Source organism: Ochrobactrum sp. A-1 (assembly GCF_022488005.1).
Lineage (GTDB): Bacteria > Pseudomonadota > Alphaproteobacteria > Rhizobiales > Rhizobiaceae > Brucella.
This window is the reverse complement of record NZ_JAKVQC010000003.1, coordinates 724,322-747,195: the sequence shown is the minus strand read 5'-3', so window position 1 is coordinate 747,195 and position 22,874 is coordinate 724,322. Positions and strand designations below refer to the sequence as shown.

The window sequence follows — 22,874 nt, the reverse complement described above, 5'->3', positions numbered from 1 at the left end:
TCAAAACTGCTTTTTAGGAGGCGGTTATGGCGCGCGGCGATCTTAGCGAGCAGGAATGGGTTCTGATTGAGGGCTTGTTGCCCGCTGAGCGGGGCCGAAAGTCTCGGCCTTCTTTGGATAACCGACGTTACCTCAACGGTATGCTTCATGTTCTGCGGGTTGGCTGCCCCTGGCGCGACATGCATGAACGCTACGGCAAATGGAATTCGGTTTATGTTCGGTTTCGACGCTGGGCGGAACAAGGCGTATGGGATGCGCTTTTGGAAACCCTCGTCGAACTGGGCTTAACTGACGACTGGCAACATATGATCGACAGCACGACTGTTCGTGGTCATTCTCAGGCAGCCGACGCAAAAGGGGGACTTATAAGGAGGCTTTTGGTCGATCACGCGGCGGCTTTACGCCAAAAGTCCACGCCCGTACAGACGGTCAGGGACGCCCTCTTGGCTTCGTTCTGACAGGCGGAGAGGCTTCAGATTACAATGCAGTTGAAGACTTGATGTCCATTCCTGTGAAAAAGCCCAGACTGTTGCTCGCCGATAAAGGCTATGATGGCGACAACATTCGGAACGCCCTGCTGTGGAGTGGCATAACGCCCGTTATTCCGCCCAAAGCGAACCGGAAAAACCCTCCCGCTTGCGACTTTCAGGCCTACAAGGATCGCAACCGCATCGAGCGTATGTTCAATAGGTTAAAGCAATTTCGTCGCATTGCCACTCGATACGACAAAACCAGAAAATCTTTCGAGGCATTCCTAGCCATCGCCGCCGTCAAAATATGGATGCCGCACTTTGTCAACATGGCCTAGTAGATTGCTGTGATTGAATGCAAAAGTTGTTTTCTGTTTAAGGTTGACATCTCCGGTCACGGAACCGGTTCTACCGCCATTGCCCAGTTCCAGCTCGCCCTCTATTACAAATGTTCCTCCTGTATAACTGTGATCTCCGGTCAGGGTGAGTTTGCCGGCATTGAGCTTATAAAGTGCTCTGTTGCCGGTCAGATATCCGGTGACGGCTTTATCGGTAGTTGGAAAGAAATAGTTGCGCTCCGTTTCGAACCGCCCTTCAGGTGATCGGACATAGAAGCCAGCCAGGTTCGGGTTCTGCCAATATTCCTCCATGTAATTGGCGATGTAGTGATGCGTCATGGTTGTGGGATGTACGTCGTCCCAGAAAAGATACTCATTTTGCAAAGTCGCTCCCGCTGGAGCGTTCTTGCACTCGGCGATGCTGGTGCAAGCATCTGTCGCATTCTTGAATCCGAACAGATCTGGATGATTTATCACAGTGTCTAGCAGTCCGTTCATTTCCGGCGCGAACACCGTTGTGTCACGGTGCTTGTTGTGAAAGGCAGCTATGCTGTCCGCAATCGCCTTGTTGAAGGCTTCTGCGGTCTGGTGTGGTATAGAAGTGTTGTTACCATTGAAGCGTGGCACTTTGGAAAAATCAGGCATGTCGGGGAGCAGGAACTGACGTGCCCCTGCACGATAAAGCTGTTCAAGCGCATCTGAAAACTTACCTGCCACCAGCGCCGCCTGCTCATCGGCTGGAAGGCCTTCATCTATCGCGTTCAGTGCATCGTTGGCGCCGGCCCACAGAGATATGAGGTTATCACGAGAGAAGGTATTGTTGTTTTGTGTAAATTTTCCGATTTGCTTGTCAATTGGAAGTATATATCTATCTTTTAAATGACCAAAAAATGAATTGCCTGGCGTGTATGTGCTGCCGCCTATGGCATAATTGACATTACTGTCCCCGTTTTCCGTATGGTTTCCATAATCCCCATTACGGTAGGCTCCAAAGAGAAAGAGTTTTACACCTCTGGCCTGAATGGGAAAGAGATATTCATCCCAGATATTTCCGTTGCTGAAACGGCCGTTTGTCGTATTCTTGCCGGTAAGCCTCATAAGCAAATCAGGGAAGTAACCATTATCGCTCAGACTGTCGCCAAAGATGACGGCTCTGTTGAAAGGCATGTTCTTGTCGTGGCGGATTAGCTCTTGCGCCTGCGAAATCGATGGCAGGTAAAATGGTAATGCAGCTGCAATTAATAATGTGAAATTTATTCCGTAGTATTTTTTGATAGACATACGACACTCCAATTAAGACGGAGTGCCTATATATATTATTCAATATTCCGAATATTGCATATAATAGGTAGCTGTTATTGTGGCATCTTTTATTGATTTACTTCAATGCATATAAGGCATCGTTTAAATAAACAAAAAAGCGGACCCAAAGGCCCGCTTTTCTGTAAGTCCAAAGCGATAAGAATATTAGCGCTTTGAGAACTGGCCCTAAGCGCGTTAGCGCTTGGAGAACTGGAACGAACGGCGAGCCTTGGCCTTACCGTACTTCTTACGTTCAACGACGCGGCTGTCGCGGGTCAGGAAGCCACCCTTCTTGAGAACCGTGCGCAGGCCCGGTTCGTAGTAGGTGAGGGCTTTGGAGATGCCGTGACGAACAGCACCGGCCTGACCGGAGAGGCCGCCACCGGCAACGGTGGCAACGATGTCGAACTGACCAGCGCGATTCGATGCAACGATCGGCTGCTGCAGGATCATCTGCAGGACCGGACGTGCGAAATACTTTTCGAATTCCTTGTCGTTGACGGTGATCTTGCCGGTGCCCGGCTTGACCCATACGCGTGCAACGGCGTCCTTACGCTTGCCGGTGGCATAAGCGCGGCCCTGTGCGTCCAGCTTCTGGACATGAACCGGAGCGGCAGCTTCGGTCTTGGCAACAGTGCCGAGTTCTTCGAGCGAGTTGAGCTGCTCAGCCATGATTATGCATTCCCTTTGTTCTTGCGGTTCAGCGCGGCGACGTCGAGGACTTCCGGCTGCTGAGCTTCCTGCTGATGGTTCGGGCCTGCATAGACGCGCAGGTTCTTCATCTGGCGACGGCCGAGCGGACCGCGCGGGATCATACGCTCAATTGCCTTTTCGACGACGCGTTCCGGGAAACGGCCTTCGAGAATCTGGCGAGCAGTGCGCTCCTTGATGCCGCCCGGATGACCGGTGTGCCAGTAATACTTCTTGTCGGTGTACTTCTTGCCGGTCAGCACGATCTTGTCGGCATTGATGATTACGACATTGTCGCCATCGTCAACATGCGGAGTGAAGGTTGCTTTATGCTTGCCGCGCAGGCGATTGGCGACGATGGTGGCGAGACGGCCGAGCACGAGGCCTTCGGCGTCGATCAGCACCCACTTCTTCACCACTTCGGCCGGCTTCTGAGAGAAAGTTGCCATTGAAGTCTTCCTTGACTTAATCCCCGATCTTGAAAATCAGGGCTTTTTTTGTTGCTTGTGTTGGATCGTGTCCAACCCGAACGAGCGGGCAAAAGGTCACTTCTGCTCGGCTCACTGGCGGGTCGATACACAATGTCCGGGTGGCCGTCAAGTCTTATATTCGGAGTATAGTTTTAAAAACATAGTAAAATCAGTTAGTTATGTAATTGGTATTATAATACCTTATCTTTTTGCGCATTTTTATCGCGGCGGGATCGAATAGGTGGCAGTGGCGTGGGCCACAAGCTCGCCGCTTGTGCCGTCGGTCAGGCTGATATCGAGCACCGCCAGGCGCTTGCCGAGCTTCAGCAGATGAGCAACGGCCTCAACGGTGCCAGGGGAGGGCTTGCGCAGGAAATTGATATTGAGGTTTGTCGTTACGGCCAGCGCCACCGGGCCGATATGGGCCAATATGGCTGCATAGGCCGTCACATCGGCGAGCGCGAAAAGCGAGGGGCCGGAAACCGTGCCACCGGGGCGCAGATGTTGCTCATCGGCGTGAAGCCGCATTGTCGCGGAACCCTCATCCACTGCCACGACCTCAAAAGCATCGCCAAGCTGTGGAAATTCGCGCCTCATGAAAGCCCGCAGTTCATCGATAGCCATGACGGGGCTGACGCTTGTGCGATGCGCGGTATTGATATTCATGCATTCCTCCCAAATTTATTTATCAATAGAGGCTGCGGCAGCCTTGATGCAAGCGCTGGCCCTAGCGACTGAAGAGGACAAGATGCAAAATCCTTCCGACGACCAGATCCGAGATATCCTTCTTTGCGTCAAAACAATCGCGCTTCTCGGCGCATCGCCGAAACCGGAGCGGCCGAGCAATGGCGTGATGGAATTCCTGCTTTCCAAGGGATACCGCGTGATTCCGGTCAATCCGGGGCAGGCGGGAAAGGATATACACGGTCAGCGTGTCGTTGCGCGTCTGGCAGATATCGAAGAACCGGTGGATATGGTGGATGTCTTCCGTGAACCTTATTCGCTGCCGGGCATCGTGGACGAAGTTCTTGCAATGAAGCATCGCCCGAAGGTCTTGTGGACGCAGCTTGGCGTCGTGCACGAAGACGCTGGAAACAGGGCCAGAGAAGCAGGCGTCACCGTCGTCATGGACCGCTGCCCGGCTATCGAATATCTACGTCTGGTCGCTGAATAAGAGCTTTCGGATTTAATTTCTGCGAATCTGGCATTTGGCGGAAAAACCTCCTTTGCTTTCCTGGCGGCAACGCCTAACGTCCGGACCTGATTAGGGTTTGGGACACAGGAGGAAATGATGTCGAAACGCTCTCCCGGAATTGAAACGCTTGCTGTTCATGCAGGGGCAAAGCCCGATCCGACAACCGGTGCCCGCGCAACGCCAATCTATCAGACGACTTCATTTGTGTTCGATGATGCTGACCACGCCGCTTCGCTGTTTGGTTTGCAGGCGTTCGGCAATATCTATACGCGCATCACAAATCCGACGACCGCTGTTCTGGAAGAGCGTATTGCGGCACTCGAAGGCGGTACGGCAGCCGTTGCAACTGCATCCGGTCATGCAGCGCAGTTGCTCGTGTTCCATACGCTGCTTCAGCCGGGTGATAATTTCGTAGCAGCGCGCCAGCTTTACGGCGGTTCGATCAACCAGTTCGGTCAGTCGTTCAAATCCTTCGGCTGGCAGGTGCGCTGGGCCGATGCCACCAACCCGACCGATTTTGCAAAGCAGATCGACAGCAAGACGCGCGCTATCTTCATCGAAAGCTTTGCCAATCCCGGCGGCATCGTGGTGGATATCGAGGCTATTGCCGAAATCGCGCACAGAAACGGCCTCCCGCTCATCGTGGACAATACGCTGGCATCACCCTACTTGGTGCGTCCGATCGAGCACGGCGCGGATATCGTCGTTCACTCGCTGACCAAGTTCATCGGCGGTCATGGCAATTCGATGGGCGGTATTCTGGTCGACGGCGGCACGTTCGACTGGGCGAAATCCGGCAATTATCCGCTTCTGACGGAACCGCGCCCGGATTATGCCGGTCTGGAACTGCACAAGACCTTTGGCAATATTTCTTTCGCCATTGCGGCCCGTGTACTGGGGTTGCGCGATTTTGGTCCGGCCATTTCACCGTTCAATGCGTTCCAGATATTGACCGGCGCGGAAACCTTGCCGCTGCGCATGCAGCGCCACAGCGACAACGCTCTGAAGGTTGCCACCTGGCTGCATGGCCATGAGAAAGTGTCATGGGTGAATTACGCCGGGCTGCCGCATGATAAATTCCATGCACTCCAGCAGAAATATGCGCCGAAGGGTGCGGGCTCTGTTTTCACCTTCGGTCTCAAGAGTGGTTATGAAGCTGGCGTCAAGTTTGTGGATAGCCTCGAACTGTTTTCGCTGCTGGCCAATATTGGCGACACGCGCTCGCTGGTCATCCATCCGGCATCGACGACGCATCGCCAGCTCAGCGACGAGCAGAAGGTGGCGGCGGGTGCTGGTCCGGATGTCGTGCGCCTGTCTATCGGCATCGAGGATGCGGACGATATCATCGCCGATATCGAGCAGGCGCTGGCAAAGGTCTAATTTATGACCCGGTTTCTCGATTTCGACCTGACCGGCATTGAACCGGAGGAAGGCGCACCGTCACCGGAGCGCCTTCTTTCAGGTGCTCCAAAATTCCGCACGTGGAATCTGGACGAGAATGCCGATGGCACGCTTTTCGCAGGAATTTGGGAGAGCACGCCTGGAAAATGGCGTATCGAATATGACGAATGGGAGTTTTGCCACATTCTGTCAGGCCGGTCCGTCGTCAGCGAAGAGGGCGGTCAAACCCGTGAAGTCGAAGCCGGAGACAGTTTCGTCATCCGGCCCGGTTTCAAGGGAAGCTGGGAAGTCATCGAGACCACCCGCAAGGAATATGTCATCAAGCTCTGACATCGGTTCCTTTTATGCAAAACACCCGCCGGATTTCGGCGGGTGTTTTTGTTTCAGTTATGCGGACCACGCTTGATCGGCTGGATAACCGGCAGATTTCCCGGATTTGGACGGCCTGCATTGTCAGACGGCGGACGATCCGGCCGCGGTGGGCGTGGGCGGTCCGGTCTGCTGTGCGATGGACGGCCAGGACGATCCCGGTCACGATAGCGGTAATAATCGCGGTCACGATAGTAGCGCGAGTTTCGGTAATAACGCGGATAGTTCCGATAATAGCCGCCGTTATTATAGATCACGCCCGTACCGACATAGCCGCCGCGCACATAATACGGATCATAATAGCCGGAGCCATAATATCCCTCGGAAACACAACCGCTAAGTGTCAAACCGGCAGCGCCGATGCCGAGCGCCAGTAAAATGGATTTCAATGACATGTTCGCTACTCCCGAAAGGCCGGGGTCAGCGCTGGAATACGCAAAAACCACGCGGCGAACCACTATTTAGAGGGATTATGCGCGTTTCTGTCGAGCACCCATAATCAATAAAGATTGCAGAACGTTAGCTTGGTTAGCTGTGATGATACATGCTCATTGGTGATGTGCAGCAATTATAAAGGCCCCTTCGATGAAGGGGCCTTTATAAGCTAGTACCTACGGTATCTGATTATTCCGTAGGCGACTTTGCACCTGTAACGGCTGTACTAATGTCCGTAAATTTCTTGCCGATATCTTTGCCGAGGGTGGAGGCCCCGCCGATGATAGCAACCGAAATCAAAGCCGCGATGAGGCCGTATTCGATGGCGGTTGCGCCGGATTCGTCCTTACGGAAGCGTGCGAAAAACTTGGTCATGTGTTGCTCCTGAGATCATTCTTGCTTGTTTAGTGGTCGCTGTGACCTGGGAGCAAACTATCCGCCAATTATGTGTACCCTCTTAAGTTGCATGGTAAACGGAAAATGAGTATTTCATATGATTAATAAAGTGCTGAATTTAAAACGAAAACTGCAATCTCGCCATGCGCGTTATTTAAGTGATATCGAATATAAAACCTCAGACAGCAAAAAGCCCCGCTAACGCGAGGCTCTTTTTCTGGAATGGCGTGATCCGTCTTACTTTGGAAGCTGGGCACCAGCCTGTTTTACGATATCGGCCATGCTCTGGCAGAGCTTTTCTTCCGAAACGTTTTGGGCCTTTGCGCTGGTTGCAAGATCTTGCTCCATGCCCATAGCCGAAACCTTACCCTGCTTGCCTGTAGCTTCTGCAGCATCGGCTTTGGCGGTGTCGGAAGGAGCAGGGATAAGCGCAATCATCTTCGTCTGGATCTCGATGGCGCCGCCATCGGTATAACCCTTTTCCTGGCAGTACTGGAGCACGCCAAGCTGGTTGCGGGCGGCATTATAGGCCATTTCCATCTGTTCCGGCGTGGCCTGTGCGAAAGCGCCAGCAAGACCTGCTCCAAGGAACAGGCCGGTCAAAGAAACACGTACCAGATTGCGCATGACAATTTATCTCCATGAGTCGAATACACGCTGTGATAGAGCGAAATTTCCAGCGAAGGAAACTCAAGAAAAATTAATTAGTGAAATGAAATATAAGGGAAATACATTCTTCTCGAGAGGATGTGAATGTCATGAATATTTCACGAAAACGACATCACGAAATTATCCCGCAGGTTGTACCAGATTGGCAATCAGCCGGAATGCACCGGGGACCAGCTTGTCGAGCTGATGATGCAGGATGAGGCTTGTATGCGTATGACGGCCCTTGCTGATCTGCGCTGAAACAAGCGCACCGAAAAGCGGCTGTTCGCCTTCATCGTGCATGGCCAGCAGCGGCTGATAGGCGTCATCCCATGCAGAGGCGAAGTAAAGCCCGCGTTCCTTTTGCCAGCCTTCCCAATCATCCCGATCGATAATGTTGGGGGCGAGCAGCAGAGGATGGTCGGGCGCAAGGACCGTAACCGCCGCATGTGGGTTCGTAACGCGCCAGCGCAATGACGGGGAACCGATGATCAGTCTTCGCGGTGGTGTTTGATCTGGATGCCAGCCGTCCGACGGCCGGTGATAAAGCGTTACCAGATGTCCGCCATCTTCAACGAAGCGGTGCAGCTTTTCCGTTGCCGCAGCAAGATCGTCGAGCACGCCAAAGGCAAATATGCCGATCACGATGGTCGTGAACTCTGATAGATCACCGGCAAGATGATGCGGTTCGATGTCGGTGACATCAAATCCCATGCGTTTCAACCAAAGGCCGACATTGTCAGCGCCGTTGCCGATATAGCCGATGCGAGCGTCGGGCAGCTTCACGTCGAGGGTCAGCACAGGCAGTACGGCAGGCTCGCACCAGACGGTTCTGCCGATATGCGGATAGCTGGCGGCGTGCGTTTGCCACGCGGGAGTTCCATCAACCAATGCCTGCAGGCAGGTCAATCCGGGTGCCGGATCGGATGGCCCGTGCAAGACGGCATTCGATCCGTTTACGTTGACTTCCCAGCCGTTCGACGAGGCGAAGGTAATCTGTTTTGCCGGGCCATTGGCCTGAAGCTGGATCGGCAATGGGGCGTGTTCGCCCGATATGATGACGGCTGGCGGGTCGATCTTCAACGAGACAGGCGGCACAATGGCGAGCGGCTCTTCGAGATCGCAACAAGATTCCGCCAGATGCCCGTCAAACTGCGCTTTCAGCCGGATATAGGCTTGTCCATTGCCGCCGACTGACCGCCATACAGGTTCGAAAAGCGGGGAAGGTGCTGCATCTTTCGCCAGGGAAATGGTCAGGATTTCTCGTTCCGGCGTGCGGTGCTCGCCGGTGATCGAACAGCCTTGCGGCAATATGGCTTCCGCCGTTGCTGCAATCTCTGCCGCACCGGGGCCGTATTCGACAACAAGACGCGTCTCGCCGCCTGTCGGCAATATCGGCTCATCCAGATAAGCGCGCTCAAACAGCGAGGCGGCTTCGATCAGCGCGGCATCGATTTCCCGCAGCTTGCGTTCCAGCCTGTGCCCGTCTTGCAAAAGGAAACCTTCCTGCGCGCTGGCCAGAACAGCTTTCAGGCGTTTTGCGGCCTCGACAAGATTTTTGATAATGGCTTCTCTATTGGGAAAAACGGCTATTGCCTGCTCAATAGAAGAATGGACATTGAGAAGCTGCTTTTGGCTTTCAAGCGCCAGTCCGTTGACTTCAGCCAGTGTGGCAAGAGTTTCGGGAAGCGCGTCAAGGATTGTCGTTTCCGAATGGCTTTCTGGCAGTTTCAGATGCAGCGGCCACTCAACCTTCGGCATTTCCGGCCAGCGCCCCATGCCCTGTGTGGCATGGCAGGCACGCGACCACTCACCGAGACGATCGTAATCGGCGCCGGTTGCCGCATCGCGCCCCGCCGCATGAACCGTCAATGTTGTGTCGGGTGGCGGAAGCTCGTCATCATAGGTATCGCCGCCGCCCGACCAGGCGGGGAGATAGAATTTCGCCACCTGCCACGGCATTAGCCCTTCGGAAAAATGTTCTGGAAAGGCGGTGGGGTCGGCAGCGAGCCGTATGGCCGTTTCCGCCGCCCGTGTCATGGCGCGGTGGTGGCCATGTTGGCCGGGAACATCGAGAAAGGTCGGCAGCACAATATCCGGACGCTCGGTGCGATAAGCGCGGACCAGCCGCTCGACGGTTTTCTCCTCGCCCCAATGGGCGAATGTGCCGTCACCATCCTTGGAGAAGCCGAAATCGTGGACCGAATCGTCGGGACCATGCCCAAGCCAATGCACGTCGCAATCCAGAATGCGCGCTGCTTCCTCCATCTCGCGGCTGCGGATGACGCCAAGCGCACCGCCACGTTCGGGGCCGAGTGCATTTTGCCCGCCTTCGCCGCGTGTCGAACAGGCAATCACCACCCGCATGCCAAGCCCGAAGCGCATATAGGCCATCAGGCCGCTTTGCTCGTCGTCAGGATGCGCACCCGTATGCATCAGCGTGACTGTCGAGCGCAGCCTGCTCAGTGCCCGGTGCAGCCGGACAAGGGCCGGGGATGACTTCTGGCGCTCGATGCGCTGAAGGGCGGTGAGCATGGTCAGATTTCCGAATTAGTATCGAGTTTCGGCGTCATGGCCTCGAACATCGGCAGGGATGCGGCGCCCAAAGCAGCGGTGAACTGCCCCGTCTGCCCACGAATGACGCGCGGCAATGCGCGGGCGCGTCGGCTCGCAACCGAAATCGGCAGGCCACCCATATGCCAGATCAGGTCGTCGATGATCGCATCGGGCACCATGCCGCCCAGAATGATTGTCTCGGGATCGAGAATGTTTTCGATCATGGCAATCATTGGCGCCAGATGGTCGGCGGCTTCCTGCACCCAGCCCATCAGAACCGGGTTGCGGTCTTCATGCAGCTTTTCCAGCGCATCGAAATCGGTGTCCTTGACCCCCGCGGCGTGAAGCTTTTCGCGCAAGGTATGAAGTGAGGCATAGGTTTCAAGACAGCCTTTCTGGCCGCAGGCGCAACTGCGTCCATTGGGCGTGATGACGATATGGCCGATTTCACCGGCATTGCCGAAAGCGCCGCGAAACGGCGCGCCGTCCTGAATCATGCCAAGCCCGATACCGGCACCGAAATAAATCATGGCGAAATTGGAAATCGCATGTCCTGCACCAAACAGGCGTTCGCCGACGGCGGCGGCGTTGGCGTCGTTTTCGACCAGAACGGATTCGCCGCAGGCTTCACTCAGGACCGCTGCTGCATCGATCCCGGACCAGCCGGGCAGAGTGGTCGGGCCGACCGAACTCATGCCTTCAATGTCGAACGGGCCCGGCATCACGACACCTATGCCGAGCAGGCGCGCGGGAAACGAAGCCTTCATGGCATCGACTTCTTTTCGCAATTGTGCGGAGAGCTTGTCGGGGCTGACATCCTGAATGGGGCGCACATGCTGCATGCGCGGCTTGCCGGACAGATCAAGCACTGTCGTCACCATATGCGTCGAACCCATTTCGACACCGATGGTCATCGCACCGTCGGGATTGACGGCAAACTGGATCGGCGGCTGGCCGCGTCCCGTTTTCAGCCGTCCAAGCTGCATGAGCAGATTCTCTGAAACCAGCTCATCGACGATATTGGCGATGGCCTGTGCGGTCAGATGGGTGAGGCGGGCGATATGCATCCGGCCCAGAGGACCGTGGCGGCGAACGACATCAAGCACCACGCGCCGGTTATGATCGCGAATTCGCTCGGGATTCTTGCCAAGGGTGACCGCAAGCGAGCCGCCCTGTGCACTAGCAGGCGCGATGAGCGATCCGTCTTCAGAGTGTCCGTCTGATTTCGATGTCATGGTCCCTCCTGTCTCCCGTCAAAAGAGATAACGCGAGGCGCTTTTAACAGCAATATATTAATTCAACTAAATTATCTTATTGACAAAATGCCCGCAACGTTGAACCGTAAAGGCAGGGTGGTGAAGACCGTCCGGCCTCATGACGGGGAAGTGGGTTTCCGCATGAGTGAAAATGGGCGCCGCGCACGATCTGCGCGGCATGTGGTGGAATATGCGGATTGTGCGAGGCACTGCCGCAGCCGTGCCTGGCGACCGCATTCGAACCGGTGGGCGGGGCATTAGGGAGGTTTAAATGCGTAAGCTGTTATTGGCAGGTCTGGTTGCAGGGCTCAGCACCTTTGCGATCAATGCCGCTCAGGCTGTCGAAATCGAATATTGGCAATATGTCTTCGAGACACGTGTCAAGGCGATGGACAAGCTGATCGAGAATTTCGAGAAGGCCAATCCGGACATCAAGGTCAAGCAGGTCACGTTCCCTTACGACGACTATCAGACGCGCGTGATCGCAGCGAAGATGGCGGGCAAGAGCCCGGACGTGATGCAGCTTTTCTATGGCTGGCTGGACAAGTTCGTCGCTGGCGGCATTCTGCAGCCGCTGCCGCAGGACACGTTCCCGCATGACAAGATCGAGAGCGAATTCTTCCCGATTGTTTCGGCGATGAAGCGCGGCGATGAATATTACGGTCTGCCGACCGCTGTGCGTTCGCTGGCCCTGTTCTACAACAAGAAGCTGTTCACCGACGCCGGCCTTGATCCGAACAATCCGCCAAAGACGCTGGATGAAATGGTCGAAGCCGCCAAGAAGACGACGAAGCGCGACGCTTCCGGCAATCTTCTGGCCGAAGGCATCACGCTCGACATGCCGGGACAGGACCAGCATTGGTGGCGTGAGGTTCTGGTGCGCCAGTTCGGCGGTCAGCCCTATACCGACAATGACCGCAAGGTCGCCTATAACGACGCTGCCGGTGAAAAGGCGCTTGCCTTCTATACCGGTCTCCAGACCGAACATAAGGTCGGCGAAGTCAAGTTCATGGATGAAGGCCAGGCTGCTTTCCGCGCTGGCATGGCTGCCATGACCATCGACGGCACCTTCCGCCTCGGTTCGTTCCGCACCATCAAGGACTTCGAATGGGGCGTGACAGAGCTGCCCGCCAATGCGGAAGGCGTGCGCTCCAACTATGCGAGCTACTTCGCCAACGGCATCAGCGCCAAGGCAAGCGGCGAGAAACTCGAAGCCGCCAAGAAGTTCCTGAACTACATCTCCTCGCCGGAAGCCATGGAAATCTGGTTGAAGGATGTGGGTGAACTGCCTGCGCGCCGTTCGGCAGCCCTGACGGAAGCGAACCTTGCCGATCCGATCTACGGCCCGTTCCTCAAAGGTCTGGAATATGCGCACACGACCATGTTCGTGGATGAGCTGAAGCAGCGTCAGATCGCTGTCGATATGGCTAACCGCGTCATTCTCGAAAAGCAGCCGGTCAAGGAATCTCTCGACCAGGCAGCCAAGGCCGAGCAGGATGTGCTCGACGCGGCCAAGTAACAGGCTTGAAATGCGGCGGGGCAGGGCCTCGCCGCTCTTCTCGCGGCACGGCTCATCCGTAGCCGAAGGATCTTGAAACATGACAATGACTGCAGAAACAGGCGGCAGAGCGAACGGGCCTTCGGGCAATCGCCTGGCGGATCGCCTTTCCATGCGCACAAGACGGTTGATCTGGGTGTGGAGCTTCCTCGCTCTCCCGATCCTGTTCTATTCGGTCATCCGCTTTTACCCGACGATAGAGGCCTTCTGGCTGTCACTCACGGACTGGGACCTGATGAACCCGCCAAAGTTCATCGGCTTTGCCAATTACCAGAAGCTCTTTGCCGATCCGGAATTCTGGAAAGTGTTCAAGAACACTTTCACCTATCTGCTGGTCGGCACGCCGATCAGCCTCGTGGTGGCGTTCACGATCGCCTATTTTCTGGATCGCGTGCGCATCATGCACGGCTTTATCCGCGCGCTCTATTTCCTGCCCTATCTCACCACGGCTGCCGCCATGGCATGGGTCTGGCGCTGGTTCTATCAGCCCGCTCCCATAGGCTTCATCAATAATATTCTCAATGCGGTGGGGCTTCCGCAGCAGGGCTTTCTGCGCTCGGTCGATCAGGGTCTCTATGCGATCATGGCGACGTCCATCTGGGCCGGTCTCGGCTTCCAGATCATTATCTTCATGGCAGGCCTGCGCGCTGTTCCCAACACTTTCTATGAAGCCGCACGCATCGATGGCCTCGGTGAGTGGGCGATCCTGCGCAAGATCACGATCCCGCTTCTGAAGCCCACCACGGTGTTCCTCGTCGTCTTCTCGTCCATCGGTTTCCTGCGCATCTTCGATCAGGTCTACAACATGACCACGAACGATCCCGGCGGACCGCTCGGCTCCACCAAGCCGCTGGTGCTGATGATCTATCAGACGGCCTTCTCCTCCTATGCGATGGGTTATGCGGCTGCGCAAACCGTCGTTCTGTTCACCATCCTGCTTTGCGTCTCGCTGTTGCAGCTCTGGATCCTGAGGGAAAAGAAATGACAGCGTCCGCTCAAAACAAACCGCTCCCTTTCCAGAATCTGCGGCCCGGTCGCATCCTGACATGGACGCTGCTGCTCATCGGTGGCCTCATCATGGTCACGCCGTTGGCCTTCATGTTCTCCACCTCGCTCAAGACGGCAGGACAGGTCTATGACCTGCGCCTGATCCCGGCAGAGCCGACACTGCAGAACTATGTCACCATTCTTGCCGATGGCCGCTTCCTGCGCTGGTTCCTGAATTCCATGATCGTCGCGGTCGTGGTTACGCTGTCAAATGTCTTCTTCGACAGCCTCGTCGGTTATACGCTGGCGAAATTCCAGTTCCGCGGGCGCTATTTCATTTTCCTCGCCATCCTGTCCACGCTGATGATCCCCACCGAAATGCTGGTGATCCCGTGGTATCTGATGTCGAGCAAGCTCGGCTGGCTGGACAGCTACTGGGGCATCATGTTCCCCGGCATGATGACGGCCTTTGGCACGTTTCTCATGAAGCAGTTCTTCGAAGGCGTTCCCAACGACTTTCTGGAGGCGGCCCGCGTCGACGGCCTCAACGAATTCCAGATCTGGTGGAAAGTTGCCATGCCGCTGGTGACGCCTGCGCTCTCGGCGCTTGCGATCTTCACCTTCCTCGGCAACTGGACCGCTTTCTTCTGGCCGCTGATCGTTGCAACCAGCCCGGAGCTTTATACGCTGCCGGTCGGGCTTTCGAGCTTCGCCGTCGAGCAATCCATCCAGTGGGAAATGATCATGACCGGCGCGGCAATCGCCACGCTTCCCACGCTCGTCGTCTTTCTTCTTCTCCAGCGTTACATCGTGCGCGGTGTCATGCTTGCTGGCCTCAAGGGTTGAACCATGTCCGATCTCGATCCACGGCTGTCCGATAAAAGCGTCTTCCCCGATCCGGTTTACAAGGAAACCGTGCTTCGCCCGCTTTTTGACGGCGCCAAGACCCATCACGTCGACGGCTTTCGCCGCATCGACCGCGCTCATCTCGTCATGCTGACCGAAACCGGCATTCTCGACCGCGAACAGGCCGCAGCCATTGCGGGTGCACTGGAAGCCATCGACAAGGAAATCGATCCTGCGAAGCTCACCTATACGGGTGAAGTGGAGGACTTCTTCTTCCTCATCGAGAAGGAGCTGAAGGCGCGCATTGGTGCCGATACTGCCGGTCGCCTTCACACGGCGCGCTCGCGCAACGATATTGACCACACGCTGTTCAAGCTTGGCCTCAAGGATCATATCGATACGCTGATGACGCAGGCGCGCAATGTACTCGATGTCATGATAGCGGCTGCCGAGCGTGAAAAGGAGACGCTGATCGTCGCCTATACGCATGGCCAGCCTGCACAGCCATCGACCTTCGGTCACTATCTTTCGGCGGCAATCGAGGTTCTCATCCGGGATATGGAACGGATGGAAGCCGCACGTGCCATCGTCAACCTGTCACCCATGGGGGCGGCGGCCATCACCACCTCGGGCTTCCCGATCGATCGCGCACGAGTAGCGAGCCTGTTGGGCTTTGCTGCCCCCTTATCCAATTCCTATAGCTGCATTGCGGCGGTAGACTACATAACCTCCACCTATTCGGCTCTGGAGCTGATGTTCGTGCATCTGGGGCGCCTCATTCAGGACTTCCAGTTCTGGACCAGTTTCGAGGTCGGCCAGATTTACGTGCCGAACGCCTTCGTGCAGATTTCGTCGATCATGCCGCAGAAGCGCAATCCCGTTCCAATCGAACATATGCGCCACCTGGCAAGCCAGACCATGGGCCGCGCCCGCACCGTCCTCGACGTGATGCACAACACACCTTTCACCGACATGAATGACAGTGAGGGCGAGACCCAAGCGATGGGCTATGAGGCATTCGCCTCCGCTGGTCGCGTGCTCGATCTTCTGGCCGCATTCATCGGCGCGATCCGGATCGACCCGGCCCGCGTGGCGGAAAATATCCGCCGCTCCTGCATCACGATCACCGAACTGGCGGATTCGCTGGTGCGCATCGAAGGTCTTTCGTTCCGTCAGGCGCATGAAATTGCGGCCAAGGTTGCGCGCGCTGTTGTCGCGATGGGCGGCGGTCTGGAGAAGGACGGTTTTGAACCTTTCCTTGAAGCCTTCCGCGAGTCCGCCGGGCGCGAGCCATCCTTCGGGCGCGAGAAGTTCGAGGAACTGGTTTCGCCGCAGCATTTCGTAGCCGTGCGCGACCGTCTTGGCGGTCCGGCACCAACCGCGATGAACGCGGCACTCGCGCGGCACAAGGCGGAAGCGGACCGCTTCAAGGCAATCGCTTTCGACCATGCGGCCGCCGAAGCAAAGGCTGCTCGCGAACTTAATGAAAAATTCAGTGCACTTGTGGAGGCACGCTGATGGCAACCATCGAACTTGAAAAGCTGGTCAAGCGTTATGGCAAGGTCGAGGCGGTCCGGGCAATCGATCTCCAGATCAAGGATGGCGAGTTCGTCGTTTTTGTCGGCCCTTCGGGCTGTGGCAAGTCCACGACCTTGCGCATGATCGCCGGGCTTGAAGACATTTCCGGCGGTCATCTGAAGATCGGCGGCGAAGTTGTCAACGAACGCGATCCGAAGCAGCGCAACATCGCCATGGTGTTCCAGAATTATGCGATCTATCCGCATATGACCGTGCGCCAGAATATCGGCTTCGGGCTTTATACGTCGAAACTGTCCAAGGCCGAGAAGGACAAGCGCATCGAGGAAACCGGCAAGGCGCTCGGGCTGGAACCCTATCTCGACCGTCGCCCGGCGGCACTGTCCGGTGGCCAGCGCCAGCGCGTCGCCATCGGTCGCGCCATGGTGCGCAATCCGTCAGCCTTCCTTTTCGATGAGCCGCTGTCGAACCTCGACGCCCAGCTCCGCGCGCAGATGCGCATCGAAATCAAGCGCCTGCATCAGCGTCTCAAGACGACGACCGTTTACGTGACCCATGACCAGGTTGAAGCCATGACCATGGCCGACCGCATCGTTGTCATGCGAGACGGTCGTATTCTCCAGACCGGTACGCCGACCGAGCTTTATGAAAATCCGACCGACGTGTTTACGGCGCGCTTCATCGGCAGTCCGTCGATGAACCTGATTGCGGGGCGCCGCAATGGATCTGGTGTGGAACTTGCGCCGGATGGGGACATTCTGGTTGGAGTTCGCCCGCATGACCTGAAAGTCGAGGACGGGACAGCCAGCGGCTTATCGCTCACCGGTACAGTGACGGCGGTAGAGCCGCTTGGCGCGGAGACGCTGGTGCATCTCGACGTCAACGGCGTTTCGGTGATTGCAACGGCTCCGGGCAAGGTCATTCCCGCAACGGGTGGCACGCTTTCCGTGTCCGCACCGGCGGGAAGCCTCTATCTCTTCGACGCCAAGACCGAGAAAAGTCTGGGCCGCCTATGATGCCGCAACAATTCAGGCGTCCGGCAGTTCTCAGCATAGGGCGGATCTATTGCGACCTCATCTTCACCGGGCTGCAATCGCTGCCGCAGCCCGGACGCGAGGTCTTTGCCGAGAACATGAAGATGGCGGCAGGTGGCGGGGCGTTCATTTCGGCTGCGCATTTGGCTCATGCGGGAAGGGCGGTCGCGCTGGTCGCACGGCTCGGCTTCGATGGCCTGTCACGCGGGCTGGAGCCGGACCTGAAGATCGACGGTGTCGATCTGCGCTTTCTGGAACGGGCCGACGATGCCGGGCCGCAGGTGACAGTGGCAAGCGTGATCGGCAATGACCGCGCATTCCTGTCGCGTCGCGCCGGTTCGGCACTTCCCTCGACGCTGGAAGCCGCATTGCAATGGAAAGATGCGGGGCATCTGCATATTGCAGAATTCGCCACGCTGCACGAAATCCCTGATCTCGTGCAGCAGGCAAAGGCAGCAGGTCTTTCCGTCTCGCTCGATCCGAGCTGGGATGAAACCCTGATCTACGACCCCTGCCTGCTGGCTGCCTGCGAAGGCGTCGACATCTTCCTTCCCAATCGCGAGGAAGCGCAGGCCATAACCGGCCATGACGATCCGGCTGCGGCGCTCGACGCACTTGCCGGGCACTTCCCGGTCGTGGCTCTCAAGGGCGGCGGCGAAGGGGCCTGGCTGCGTACAGCCGAAGCGGACCTTCACATGGCGGCAAAGGACGTACCGGTCATCGATACGACCGGAGCGGGTGACGCTTTTAATGCGGGCTTTATCGATGCATGGCTCGAAGGTCACGACGCGCACCTGGCACTTGCAGCCGGTATCGAATATGGAAGCCTCGCCGTACAGGCGGCTGGTGGCGCCTCCATCCTGCGTTCGCCCGAACGACTGGCTGGATGAAGACGAGGGGCGGCATTGGTCGCCCCCTCTATAAGTTTGTTGTATTTTTGCAATATGTTGTGCAGAAATTGCCCGCACGGTTTCACTGGGTTTTCCGATAAGAATACACCGAAGCTCATGTTTTGACTGGATAAAACATGAGTATAATACGCATGTTTATATGCAGCACTTGGAATCCTTCTAAATCACTGTGATTGCGCGATATTTTTCAGGCGGTTATGGCATGATGCAGGGCTCGCACGGTTTGCGCAGGCCTGTACATATGCAAGCCTGGAGAGCGGACGCGAATGACTTCCCGGTTGTGGGATCTGACAGAACTCTATGAAAGCGAGCGCTCGAGCCTGCGCGCTTTCGTGCGGCGTATCGTCGGAAACTCGACCACGGCGGAAGATGTCGTGCAACAAGCCTTTCTCAACCTGCTGGCCAGACCCGACGATGGGATGCAAGCGCCGGGGCCTGCTTATGTGAAACGCGCCGCGCGCAACCTCGCGCTCAATCATTTGCGCGATACGCGCCGCCGCAGCGACGTCGAAGTTCAGGACGATGCACCGGAGCGTTTTGCCGATAGCCGTCCGTCGCCGGAAATGACGGCGCTTTATCGTAGCGAACTGCGCCAGCTTCTGCAGGCCATTGCGCTTCTGCCACCGCGCCGTCGCGAGGCCTTCGTTCTCAACAGGATCGAGGGGCTGACCTATGACGAGGTCGCGGAGCGTATGGGAATTTCCCGCAATACGGTTATAACGCAGATCGTGGCTGCACTTGCCGAACTAGACAGGCGGCTTGCGGAATAGAGCGCATCCCGAAAAGTGCGAAGCGGTTTTGTGTAGGATAATGCAGAAGAAACAATTACCTGGCGCGCCGATCTGATTTAGCCGGATCGAAACGCACTCTAACCAAAGCCGATAATGGGAACGTTCGAACACGCATGAAGGATTTCGAGACCGATCCGGTTTTCATGAAAGCGCTGGAATGGTTTGTTCTCTTGCAGGACAAAACCGCCAGCGCCGAGGACCGGCGCGCCTTTTCGGTCTGGATGGCCTCCGATCCGGCGCATCGTGTGGCTTATGAACGCGCGCAGACGCTCTGGCAGCGTTTTGATGCGGTGAAGCCGGAATATGATCGTTACCGCCGGTCCAGCCGCGTCAATCGTCGGGGCGTTGTACTGGGAGTGCTTGCCGCTGCGATCCTTGCGCCCGGCGCTTACATGCTGTCGCGTCCGGGATTGTTCGCCACATACCGAACCGATGTCGGCGAGCGTCGCAGTTTCACCCTTGCCGACGGCAGCACGGTGGAACTTGGCAGCTATTCAGCGCTTTCGGTCGATTTTTCGGACAGTCGGCGCAATCTCGTGCTTCATCAAGGGCAGGGGTTCTTTCAGGTCGCAGCCGATCCGGCGCGCCCCTTTGTCGTCAATGCCAGCGGCGGCACGATTACCGCACTTGGAACGGCGTTTGACATCAAGCTGGTGGACGATGCCGTGACGGTCTCGGTGGTCGAGCATGCCGTCTCTGTGGCTTTCGGTGTTGCTGATCCAATCCGTCTCGATGAAGGATGGCAGGTTACCTATGGCGGGGACGAGATCGCCATGCCGCATCGTGCCGATACGCAGATCGTGGAAGCTTGGCGCAATGACCGCGTCATCTTTGAGGATGTTCCGCTGCGCCGTGTCCTGAGCGAGCTGGAGCGCTACCGGCGTGGCCGTATTTTCCTGACCGATGCCGAAATCGGCAACATGCCGGTGACGGCAATTTTCGACACGCGCGATGCGGAAGCCGCACTCACCACCATTGCCGAAACCCTTCCAGTCAAAGTTCTGAATGCTTCCGGATGGATGACTGTCGTGACGCGCAGATAAGCATCCAATAGTTGGATCTTTTCATGTGCAGACCATAAGTGGATAAAAAAAGTCAAAAATTTTTTCTGACCGATCATTAGTTTGCGTTTCCGAGGTGTCTGACTCTCTGAAGGGCTGTTTTGCAGCCAGCATAGAACGGGAAAATCCTGCTTATGGCAGGGGTGTCAGATATCGGGGATTAGAGCATGCGCGTCGATAGGAAGAGCGAAATTCAGACCGGAAACAATCAGAAACGCGTAGCTCTTCTCAAATCCGGATTGCCCGTAAAATTGCTCGCTGCCAGTGCGCTCATTGCCGTGGCAGCGCTTGCGCCAAACCCGGTTCTGGCCCAGACGGCAGGGGCTGCGCAGGTCCAGCGCGTTTCATTCGATATTGCGGCACAGCCGCTTTCAAAAGCTCTGGTGCAATATTCCAGCAAGACCGGCGTTCAGCTTTTCTACGATGCGAACATCGTGCGCGGCAAGAATTCTGACGGTGCGCAGGGTAGCCTGACGCGGTCGGAAGCGCTGGGCCGCATCCTGTCCGGCTCGGGCCTGTCCTATCGCATCCGCGGCAACACCGTCACCATCGCGGCGCAGCAGGCGGGTGAGGGCGGCACGGTCGCCGCCGACGGTTCGCTGCTGCTGGATACGATCACATTTCAGGGTAACAATAGCGGGGATACGTCGGCGAGCGTCGTGGTCGACAGGTCCAGCGGTGGCACCAAGACCGACACACCCCTGATCGAGGTGCCGCAGTCGGTATCGGTGGTCAGCCGCAAGCAGATTGAAACCCAGAATGCCCAGAGCGTGACGGAAATGCTGCGCTATGTGCTGGGGGTCACCATCGAAACCTATGGCCCCGATCCGAAGGGTTATGACTGGATTCTCATGCGCGGCTTCAACGCGCAGTCTACCAGTTCCTATCAGGACGGGTTGCGCCAACTCTCCAACAGCTACACCTTCTTCCGCAACGATCCCTATGAACTGGATTCCGTCGAGGTCCTGCGCGGTCCCGTATCGTCGCTTTATGGCCAGAGCGATGCTGGTGGCCTCGTCAATCGCATCACCAAGAAACCGCAGGCCGAGGCATTCCACGAAGCCTCCGTTGAATATGGCAGCTTCAACCGCAAGCAGTTCGGCGTCGATCTGACCGGTCCCGTCAATGAAGACAAGACCCTGCTTTATCGCCTGATCGGTGTGGTGCGGAAAAGCGATACGCAGTTCGAATATTCCAATGGCGACAAGGTGAAGGACGATCGCTACATGATCGCCCCGTCGCTGACCTGGGCGCCCGATGCCGACACGACACTGACGGTTTCCGGCCAGCTCCTGCGTGACGACAGCGGCGGCAGCGTGCTGCCCGCCACCATCAGCAATCTCTATCCGGGACTGCCGGATATTCTGGTGGGCGACCCGGATTTCAACCGCAGCGTCCAGAAGCAGGGCAGCATCGGCTATGAGTTCGAACATCACGTCAACGACACATGGACGTTGAAGCAGAACCTGCGCTACGGTCAGGTCAGTTTCCTGCTGGACAATGTGCTTGCGCTTGGCCTTGGGCCGACGGGCATCACCCGTCAGGCGCGCCGTTTCGATGAAAACATGAGCGGTTTCGTCGTCGACAATCAGGCGATTGCAGAATTTGAAACCGGAAACATTGCGCATCAGGCGCTGTTCGGCCTCGATTATTCCTATTCGGATTCCGACGTGACGCAGTATCGTGATCCGGCTCCAAGCCTCAATCCTTTCAATCCGTCCTATGGCATTCCGATCACGGTGCCGACCACGATGACGCAGAGCTATCGTCAGAAATACAATCAGACGGGTGTTTACGCGCAGGACCAGATCAAGCTGAATGAGAGCTGGATCGTGACGCTCGGCGGTCGTTATGACTGGCTGAGTCTCGATAATCGCAATCGGCTGGATAATAGCGACACGGATCAGGATATCGGCAAGTTCAGCGGCCGCGCCGGTCTTACCTATGTCACGCCATGGGGCATTGCGCCCTATGTCAGCTATTCGGAATCCTTCGTTCCCAATCTGGGCACGGATAACAGCGGCAACACTTTCGATCCGTCCGAAGGACGCCAGTGGGAAGTCGGCGTAAAGTATCAGCCGAAGGATTTCGACGGCCTGTTCACGCTCGCCTGGTTCGACATCGTGAAATCGAATGTGGCTTCCTACAGCTATGTCGATGGGCCACAGGCGACAGGCGAGGTGCGCTCGCGCGGTCTCGAACTCGAAGGCAAGGTCAATCTGACCTATGGCTGGGACTTCATCGGTTCCTACACCTATACCAAGACGGAAGTGACCGAGGACGCGCCGCAGTTCATCGGCAACCAGTCGACCATGGTGCCGGATCATCAGGCTTCGGCATGGCTCAACTATACCGTCGGCAGCGGCGTTCTAGAAGGTCTCAGCCTTGGCAGCGGCGTGCGATATGTCGGGTCCAGCTATGGCGACAAGGCCAATACGGTCAAGGTCGATGGCCGCACGCTGGTCGATGCGGGCATGAGCTACAAATACAAGGATATGACCTTCCAGCTCAACGCGACCAATCTCTTCGACAAGAAGTATTTCACGACCTGCGAAGACACTTTCAGCTGCTATGAGGGCGACCGCCGGTCGGTCATTGGCCGCGTGAAAGTCAGTTTCTGACGG

21 protein-coding genes and 1 pseudogene are annotated in these 22,874 nt (G+C 56.7%); 13 read left to right on the top strand and 9 right to left on the bottom strand.

Features of this window, described 5'->3' with window-relative positions; all coding sequences use genetic code 11:
• Positions 1–26: 26 nt before the first annotated feature.
• Positions 27–808: pseudogene (locus tag MKS82_RS05380) on the top strand (IS5 family transposase).
• On the opposite strand, the gene MKS82_RS05375 reads toward MKS82_RS05380, so the two are convergent.
• The 4 genes from MKS82_RS05375 to MKS82_RS05360 all read right to left on the bottom strand — a co-directional run bounded on the left by MKS82_RS05375 (position 755) and on the right by MKS82_RS05360 (position 3,936).
• Positions 755–2,089, bottom strand: coding sequence for an SGNH/GDSL hydrolase family protein (locus tag MKS82_RS05375; RefSeq protein WP_109987559.1), 1,335 nt, complete (start codon positions 2,087–2,089; stop codon positions 755–757). The pseudogene MKS82_RS05380 and the gene MKS82_RS05375 sit on opposite strands and share 54 nt — an antisense overlap.
• 216 nt (positions 2,090–2,305) lie before the next feature.
• Positions 2,306–2,782 (bottom strand): 30S ribosomal protein S9, encoded by a 477-nt coding sequence (gene rpsI / locus MKS82_RS05370; RefSeq protein ID WP_006466519.1) that lies wholly within the window; start codon positions 2,780–2,782, stop codon positions 2,306–2,308.
• A gap of 2 nt (positions 2,783–2,784) precedes the next feature.
• Positions 2,785–3,249 (bottom strand): 50S ribosomal protein L13, encoded by a 465-nt coding sequence (gene rplM, locus MKS82_RS05365; protein WP_109987560.1) that lies wholly within the window; start codon positions 3,247–3,249, stop codon positions 2,785–2,787.
• Positions 3,250–3,489: 240 nt separating this feature from the next.
• On the bottom strand, positions 3,490–3,936 hold the full coding sequence (locus tag MKS82_RS05360; protein WP_109987561.1) for a PaaI family thioesterase: 447 nt from the start codon (positions 3,934–3,936) through the stop codon (positions 3,490–3,492).
• Between the two features lie 82 nt (positions 3,937–4,018).
• Between MKS82_RS05360 and MKS82_RS05355 the strand changes: the two genes are divergently transcribed.
• The 3 genes from MKS82_RS05355 (at position 4,019) to MKS82_RS05345 (ending at position 6,196) form a co-directional block, all read left to right on the top strand.
• A complete protein-coding gene (locus MKS82_RS05355; RefSeq protein ID WP_181394276.1) occupies positions 4,019–4,444 on the top strand; it encodes a CoA-binding protein in 426 nt (141 codons plus the stop codon).
• A gap of 117 nt (positions 4,445–4,561) precedes the next feature.
• Positions 4,562–5,845, top strand: coding sequence for an O-acetylhomoserine aminocarboxypropyltransferase (locus tag MKS82_RS05350; RefSeq protein ID WP_109987563.1), 1,284 nt, complete (start codon positions 4,562–4,564; stop codon positions 5,843–5,845).
• A gap of 3 nt (positions 5,846–5,848) precedes the next feature.
• A complete protein-coding gene (locus tag MKS82_RS05345; protein ID WP_109987564.1) occupies positions 5,849–6,196 on the top strand; it encodes a cupin domain-containing protein in 348 nt (115 codons plus the stop codon).
• Positions 6,197–6,249: 53 nt separating this feature from the next.
• On the opposite strand, the gene MKS82_RS05340 is transcribed toward MKS82_RS05345, so the two are convergent.
• From MKS82_RS05340 to MKS82_RS05320, 5 genes are all read right to left on the bottom strand, one after another.
• Entirely contained in the window at positions 6,250–6,630 is a 381-nt protein-coding gene (locus MKS82_RS05340) for a hypothetical protein (RefSeq protein ID WP_109987565.1), read from the bottom strand.
• 229 nt (positions 6,631–6,859) lie between these two features.
• Positions 6,860–7,045, bottom strand: coding sequence for a Flp family type IVb pilin (locus MKS82_RS05335; protein WP_109987566.1), 186 nt, complete (start codon positions 7,043–7,045; stop codon positions 6,860–6,862).
• Positions 7,046–7,303: 258 nt separating this feature from the next.
• Positions 7,304–7,693 carry a pore-forming ESAT-6 family protein gene (locus MKS82_RS05330; protein ID WP_109987567.1) on the bottom strand — a complete coding sequence of 130 codons (390 nt, stop codon included), beginning with the start codon at positions 7,691–7,693 and terminating at the stop codon, positions 7,304–7,306.
• A 162-nt stretch (positions 7,694–7,855) separates the two neighbouring features.
• Positions 7,856–10,249, bottom strand: a complete 2,394-nt coding sequence (locus tag MKS82_RS05325; protein WP_240578456.1) for a PIG-L family deacetylase — start codon at positions 10,247–10,249, stop codon at positions 7,856–7,858.
• Positions 10,250–10,251: 2 nt separating this feature from the next.
• A complete protein-coding gene (locus MKS82_RS05320; RefSeq protein WP_109987569.1) occupies positions 10,252–11,505 on the bottom strand; it encodes an ROK family protein in 1,254 nt (417 codons plus the stop codon).
• Between the two features lie 292 nt (positions 11,506–11,797).
• Between MKS82_RS05320 and MKS82_RS05315 the strand changes: the two genes are divergently transcribed.
• The 9 genes from MKS82_RS05315 (at position 11,798) to MKS82_RS05275 (ending at position 22,871) form a co-directional block, all read left to right on the top strand.
• Positions 11,798–13,045 carry an extracellular solute-binding protein gene (locus MKS82_RS05315; RefSeq protein WP_109987570.1) on the top strand — a complete coding sequence of 416 codons (1,248 nt, stop codon included), beginning with the start codon at positions 11,798–11,800 and terminating at the stop codon, positions 13,043–13,045.
• Positions 13,046–13,124: 79 nt separating this feature from the next.
• A complete protein-coding gene (locus MKS82_RS05310; RefSeq protein ID WP_445558057.1) occupies positions 13,125–14,069 on the top strand; it encodes a carbohydrate ABC transporter permease in 945 nt (314 codons plus the stop codon).
• Positions 14,066–14,917, top strand: a complete 852-nt coding sequence (locus tag MKS82_RS05305; RefSeq protein WP_010661134.1) for a carbohydrate ABC transporter permease — start codon at positions 14,066–14,068, stop codon at positions 14,915–14,917. The genes MKS82_RS05310 and MKS82_RS05305 overlap by 4 nt, the downstream gene beginning before the upstream one ends.
• 3 nt (positions 14,918–14,920) lie before the next feature.
• Positions 14,921–16,435: an argininosuccinate lyase gene (gene argH / locus MKS82_RS05300; RefSeq protein ID WP_109987572.1), complete on the top strand. Its 1,515-nt coding sequence runs from the start codon at positions 14,921–14,923 to the stop codon at positions 16,433–16,435.
• The gene (locus MKS82_RS05295) at positions 16,435–17,469 is read left to right on the top strand and encodes an ABC transporter ATP-binding protein (protein WP_109987573.1); all 1,035 of its coding nucleotides are present in this window, start codon (positions 16,435–16,437) and stop codon (positions 17,467–17,469) included. Before argH ends, MKS82_RS05295 begins: the two co-directional genes overlap by 1 nt.
• On the top strand, positions 17,466–18,377 hold the full coding sequence (locus tag MKS82_RS05290) for a carbohydrate kinase family protein (RefSeq protein ID WP_109987574.1): 912 nt from the start codon (positions 17,466–17,468) through the stop codon (positions 18,375–18,377). The genes MKS82_RS05295 and MKS82_RS05290 overlap by 4 nt, the downstream gene beginning before the upstream one ends.
• Before the next feature lie 287 nt (positions 18,378–18,664).
• Positions 18,665–19,168: an RNA polymerase sigma factor gene (locus tag MKS82_RS05285; protein ID WP_109987575.1), complete on the top strand. Its 504-nt coding sequence runs from the start codon at positions 18,665–18,667 to the stop codon at positions 19,166–19,168.
• Positions 19,169–19,302: 134 nt separating this feature from the next.
• Entirely contained in the window at positions 19,303–20,232 is a 930-nt protein-coding gene (locus MKS82_RS05280; RefSeq protein ID WP_109987576.1) for a FecR family protein, read from the top strand.
• 185 nt (positions 20,233–20,417) lie between these two features.
• Positions 20,418–22,871: a TonB-dependent siderophore receptor gene (locus tag MKS82_RS05275; RefSeq protein ID WP_109987577.1), complete on the top strand. Its 2,454-nt coding sequence runs from the start codon at positions 20,418–20,420 to the stop codon at positions 22,869–22,871.
• Positions 22,872–22,874: the final 3 nt, after the last annotated feature.

Bases quoted from the DNA above. Each gene is read 5' to 3' on its own strand.
- MKS82_RS05375 (WP_109987559.1), bottom strand. From the start codon at position 2,089: ATGTCTATCAAAAAATACTACGGAATAAATTTCACATTATTAATTGCA.
- rpsI (WP_006466519.1), bottom strand. From the start codon at position 2,782: ATGGCTGAGCAGCTCAACTCGCTCGAAGAACTCGGCACTGTTGCCAAG.
- rplM (WP_109987560.1), bottom strand. From the start codon at position 3,249: ATGGCAACTTTCTCTCAGAAGCCGGCCGAAGTGGTGAAGAAGTGGGTG.
- MKS82_RS05360 (WP_109987561.1), bottom strand. From the start codon at position 3,936: ATGAATATCAATACCGCGCATCGCACAAGCGTCAGCCCCGTCATGGCT.
- MKS82_RS05355 (WP_181394276.1), top strand. From the start codon at position 4,019: ATGCAAAATCCTTCCGACGACCAGATCCGAGATATCCTTCTTTGCGTC.
- MKS82_RS05350 (WP_109987563.1), top strand. From the start codon at position 4,562: ATGTCGAAACGCTCTCCCGGAATTGAAACGCTTGCTGTTCATGCAGGG.
- MKS82_RS05345 (WP_109987564.1), top strand. From the start codon at position 5,849: ATGACCCGGTTTCTCGATTTCGACCTGACCGGCATTGAACCGGAGGAA.
- MKS82_RS05340 (WP_109987565.1), bottom strand. From the start codon at position 6,630: ATGTCATTGAAATCCATTTTACTGGCGCTCGGCATCGGCGCTGCCGGT.
- MKS82_RS05335 (WP_109987566.1), bottom strand. From the start codon at position 7,045: ATGACCAAGTTTTTCGCACGCTTCCGTAAGGACGAATCCGGCGCAACC.
- MKS82_RS05330 (WP_109987567.1), bottom strand. From the start codon at position 7,693: ATGCGCAATCTGGTACGTGTTTCTTTGACCGGCCTGTTCCTTGGAGCA.
- MKS82_RS05325 (WP_240578456.1), bottom strand. From the start codon at position 10,249: ATGCTCACCGCCCTTCAGCGCATCGAGCGCCAGAAGTCATCCCCGGCC.
- MKS82_RS05320 (WP_109987569.1), bottom strand. From the start codon at position 11,505: ATGACATCGAAATCAGACGGACACTCTGAAGACGGATCGCTCATCGCG.
- MKS82_RS05315 (WP_109987570.1), top strand. From the start codon at position 11,798: ATGCGTAAGCTGTTATTGGCAGGTCTGGTTGCAGGGCTCAGCACCTTT.
- MKS82_RS05310 (WP_445558057.1), top strand. From the start codon at position 13,125: ATGACAATGACTGCAGAAACAGGCGGCAGAGCGAACGGGCCTTCGGGC.
- MKS82_RS05305 (WP_010661134.1), top strand. From the start codon at position 14,066: ATGACAGCGTCCGCTCAAAACAAACCGCTCCCTTTCCAGAATCTGCGG.
- argH (WP_109987572.1), top strand. From the start codon at position 14,921: ATGTCCGATCTCGATCCACGGCTGTCCGATAAAAGCGTCTTCCCCGAT.
- MKS82_RS05295 (WP_109987573.1), top strand. From the start codon at position 16,435: ATGGCAACCATCGAACTTGAAAAGCTGGTCAAGCGTTATGGCAAGGTC.
- MKS82_RS05290 (WP_109987574.1), top strand. From the start codon at position 17,466: ATGATGCCGCAACAATTCAGGCGTCCGGCAGTTCTCAGCATAGGGCGG.
- MKS82_RS05285 (WP_109987575.1), top strand. From the start codon at position 18,665: ATGACTTCCCGGTTGTGGGATCTGACAGAACTCTATGAAAGCGAGCGC.
- MKS82_RS05280 (WP_109987576.1), top strand. From the start codon at position 19,303: ATGAAGGATTTCGAGACCGATCCGGTTTTCATGAAAGCGCTGGAATGG.
- MKS82_RS05275 (WP_109987577.1), top strand. From the start codon at position 20,418: ATGCGCGTCGATAGGAAGAGCGAAATTCAGACCGGAAACAATCAGAAA.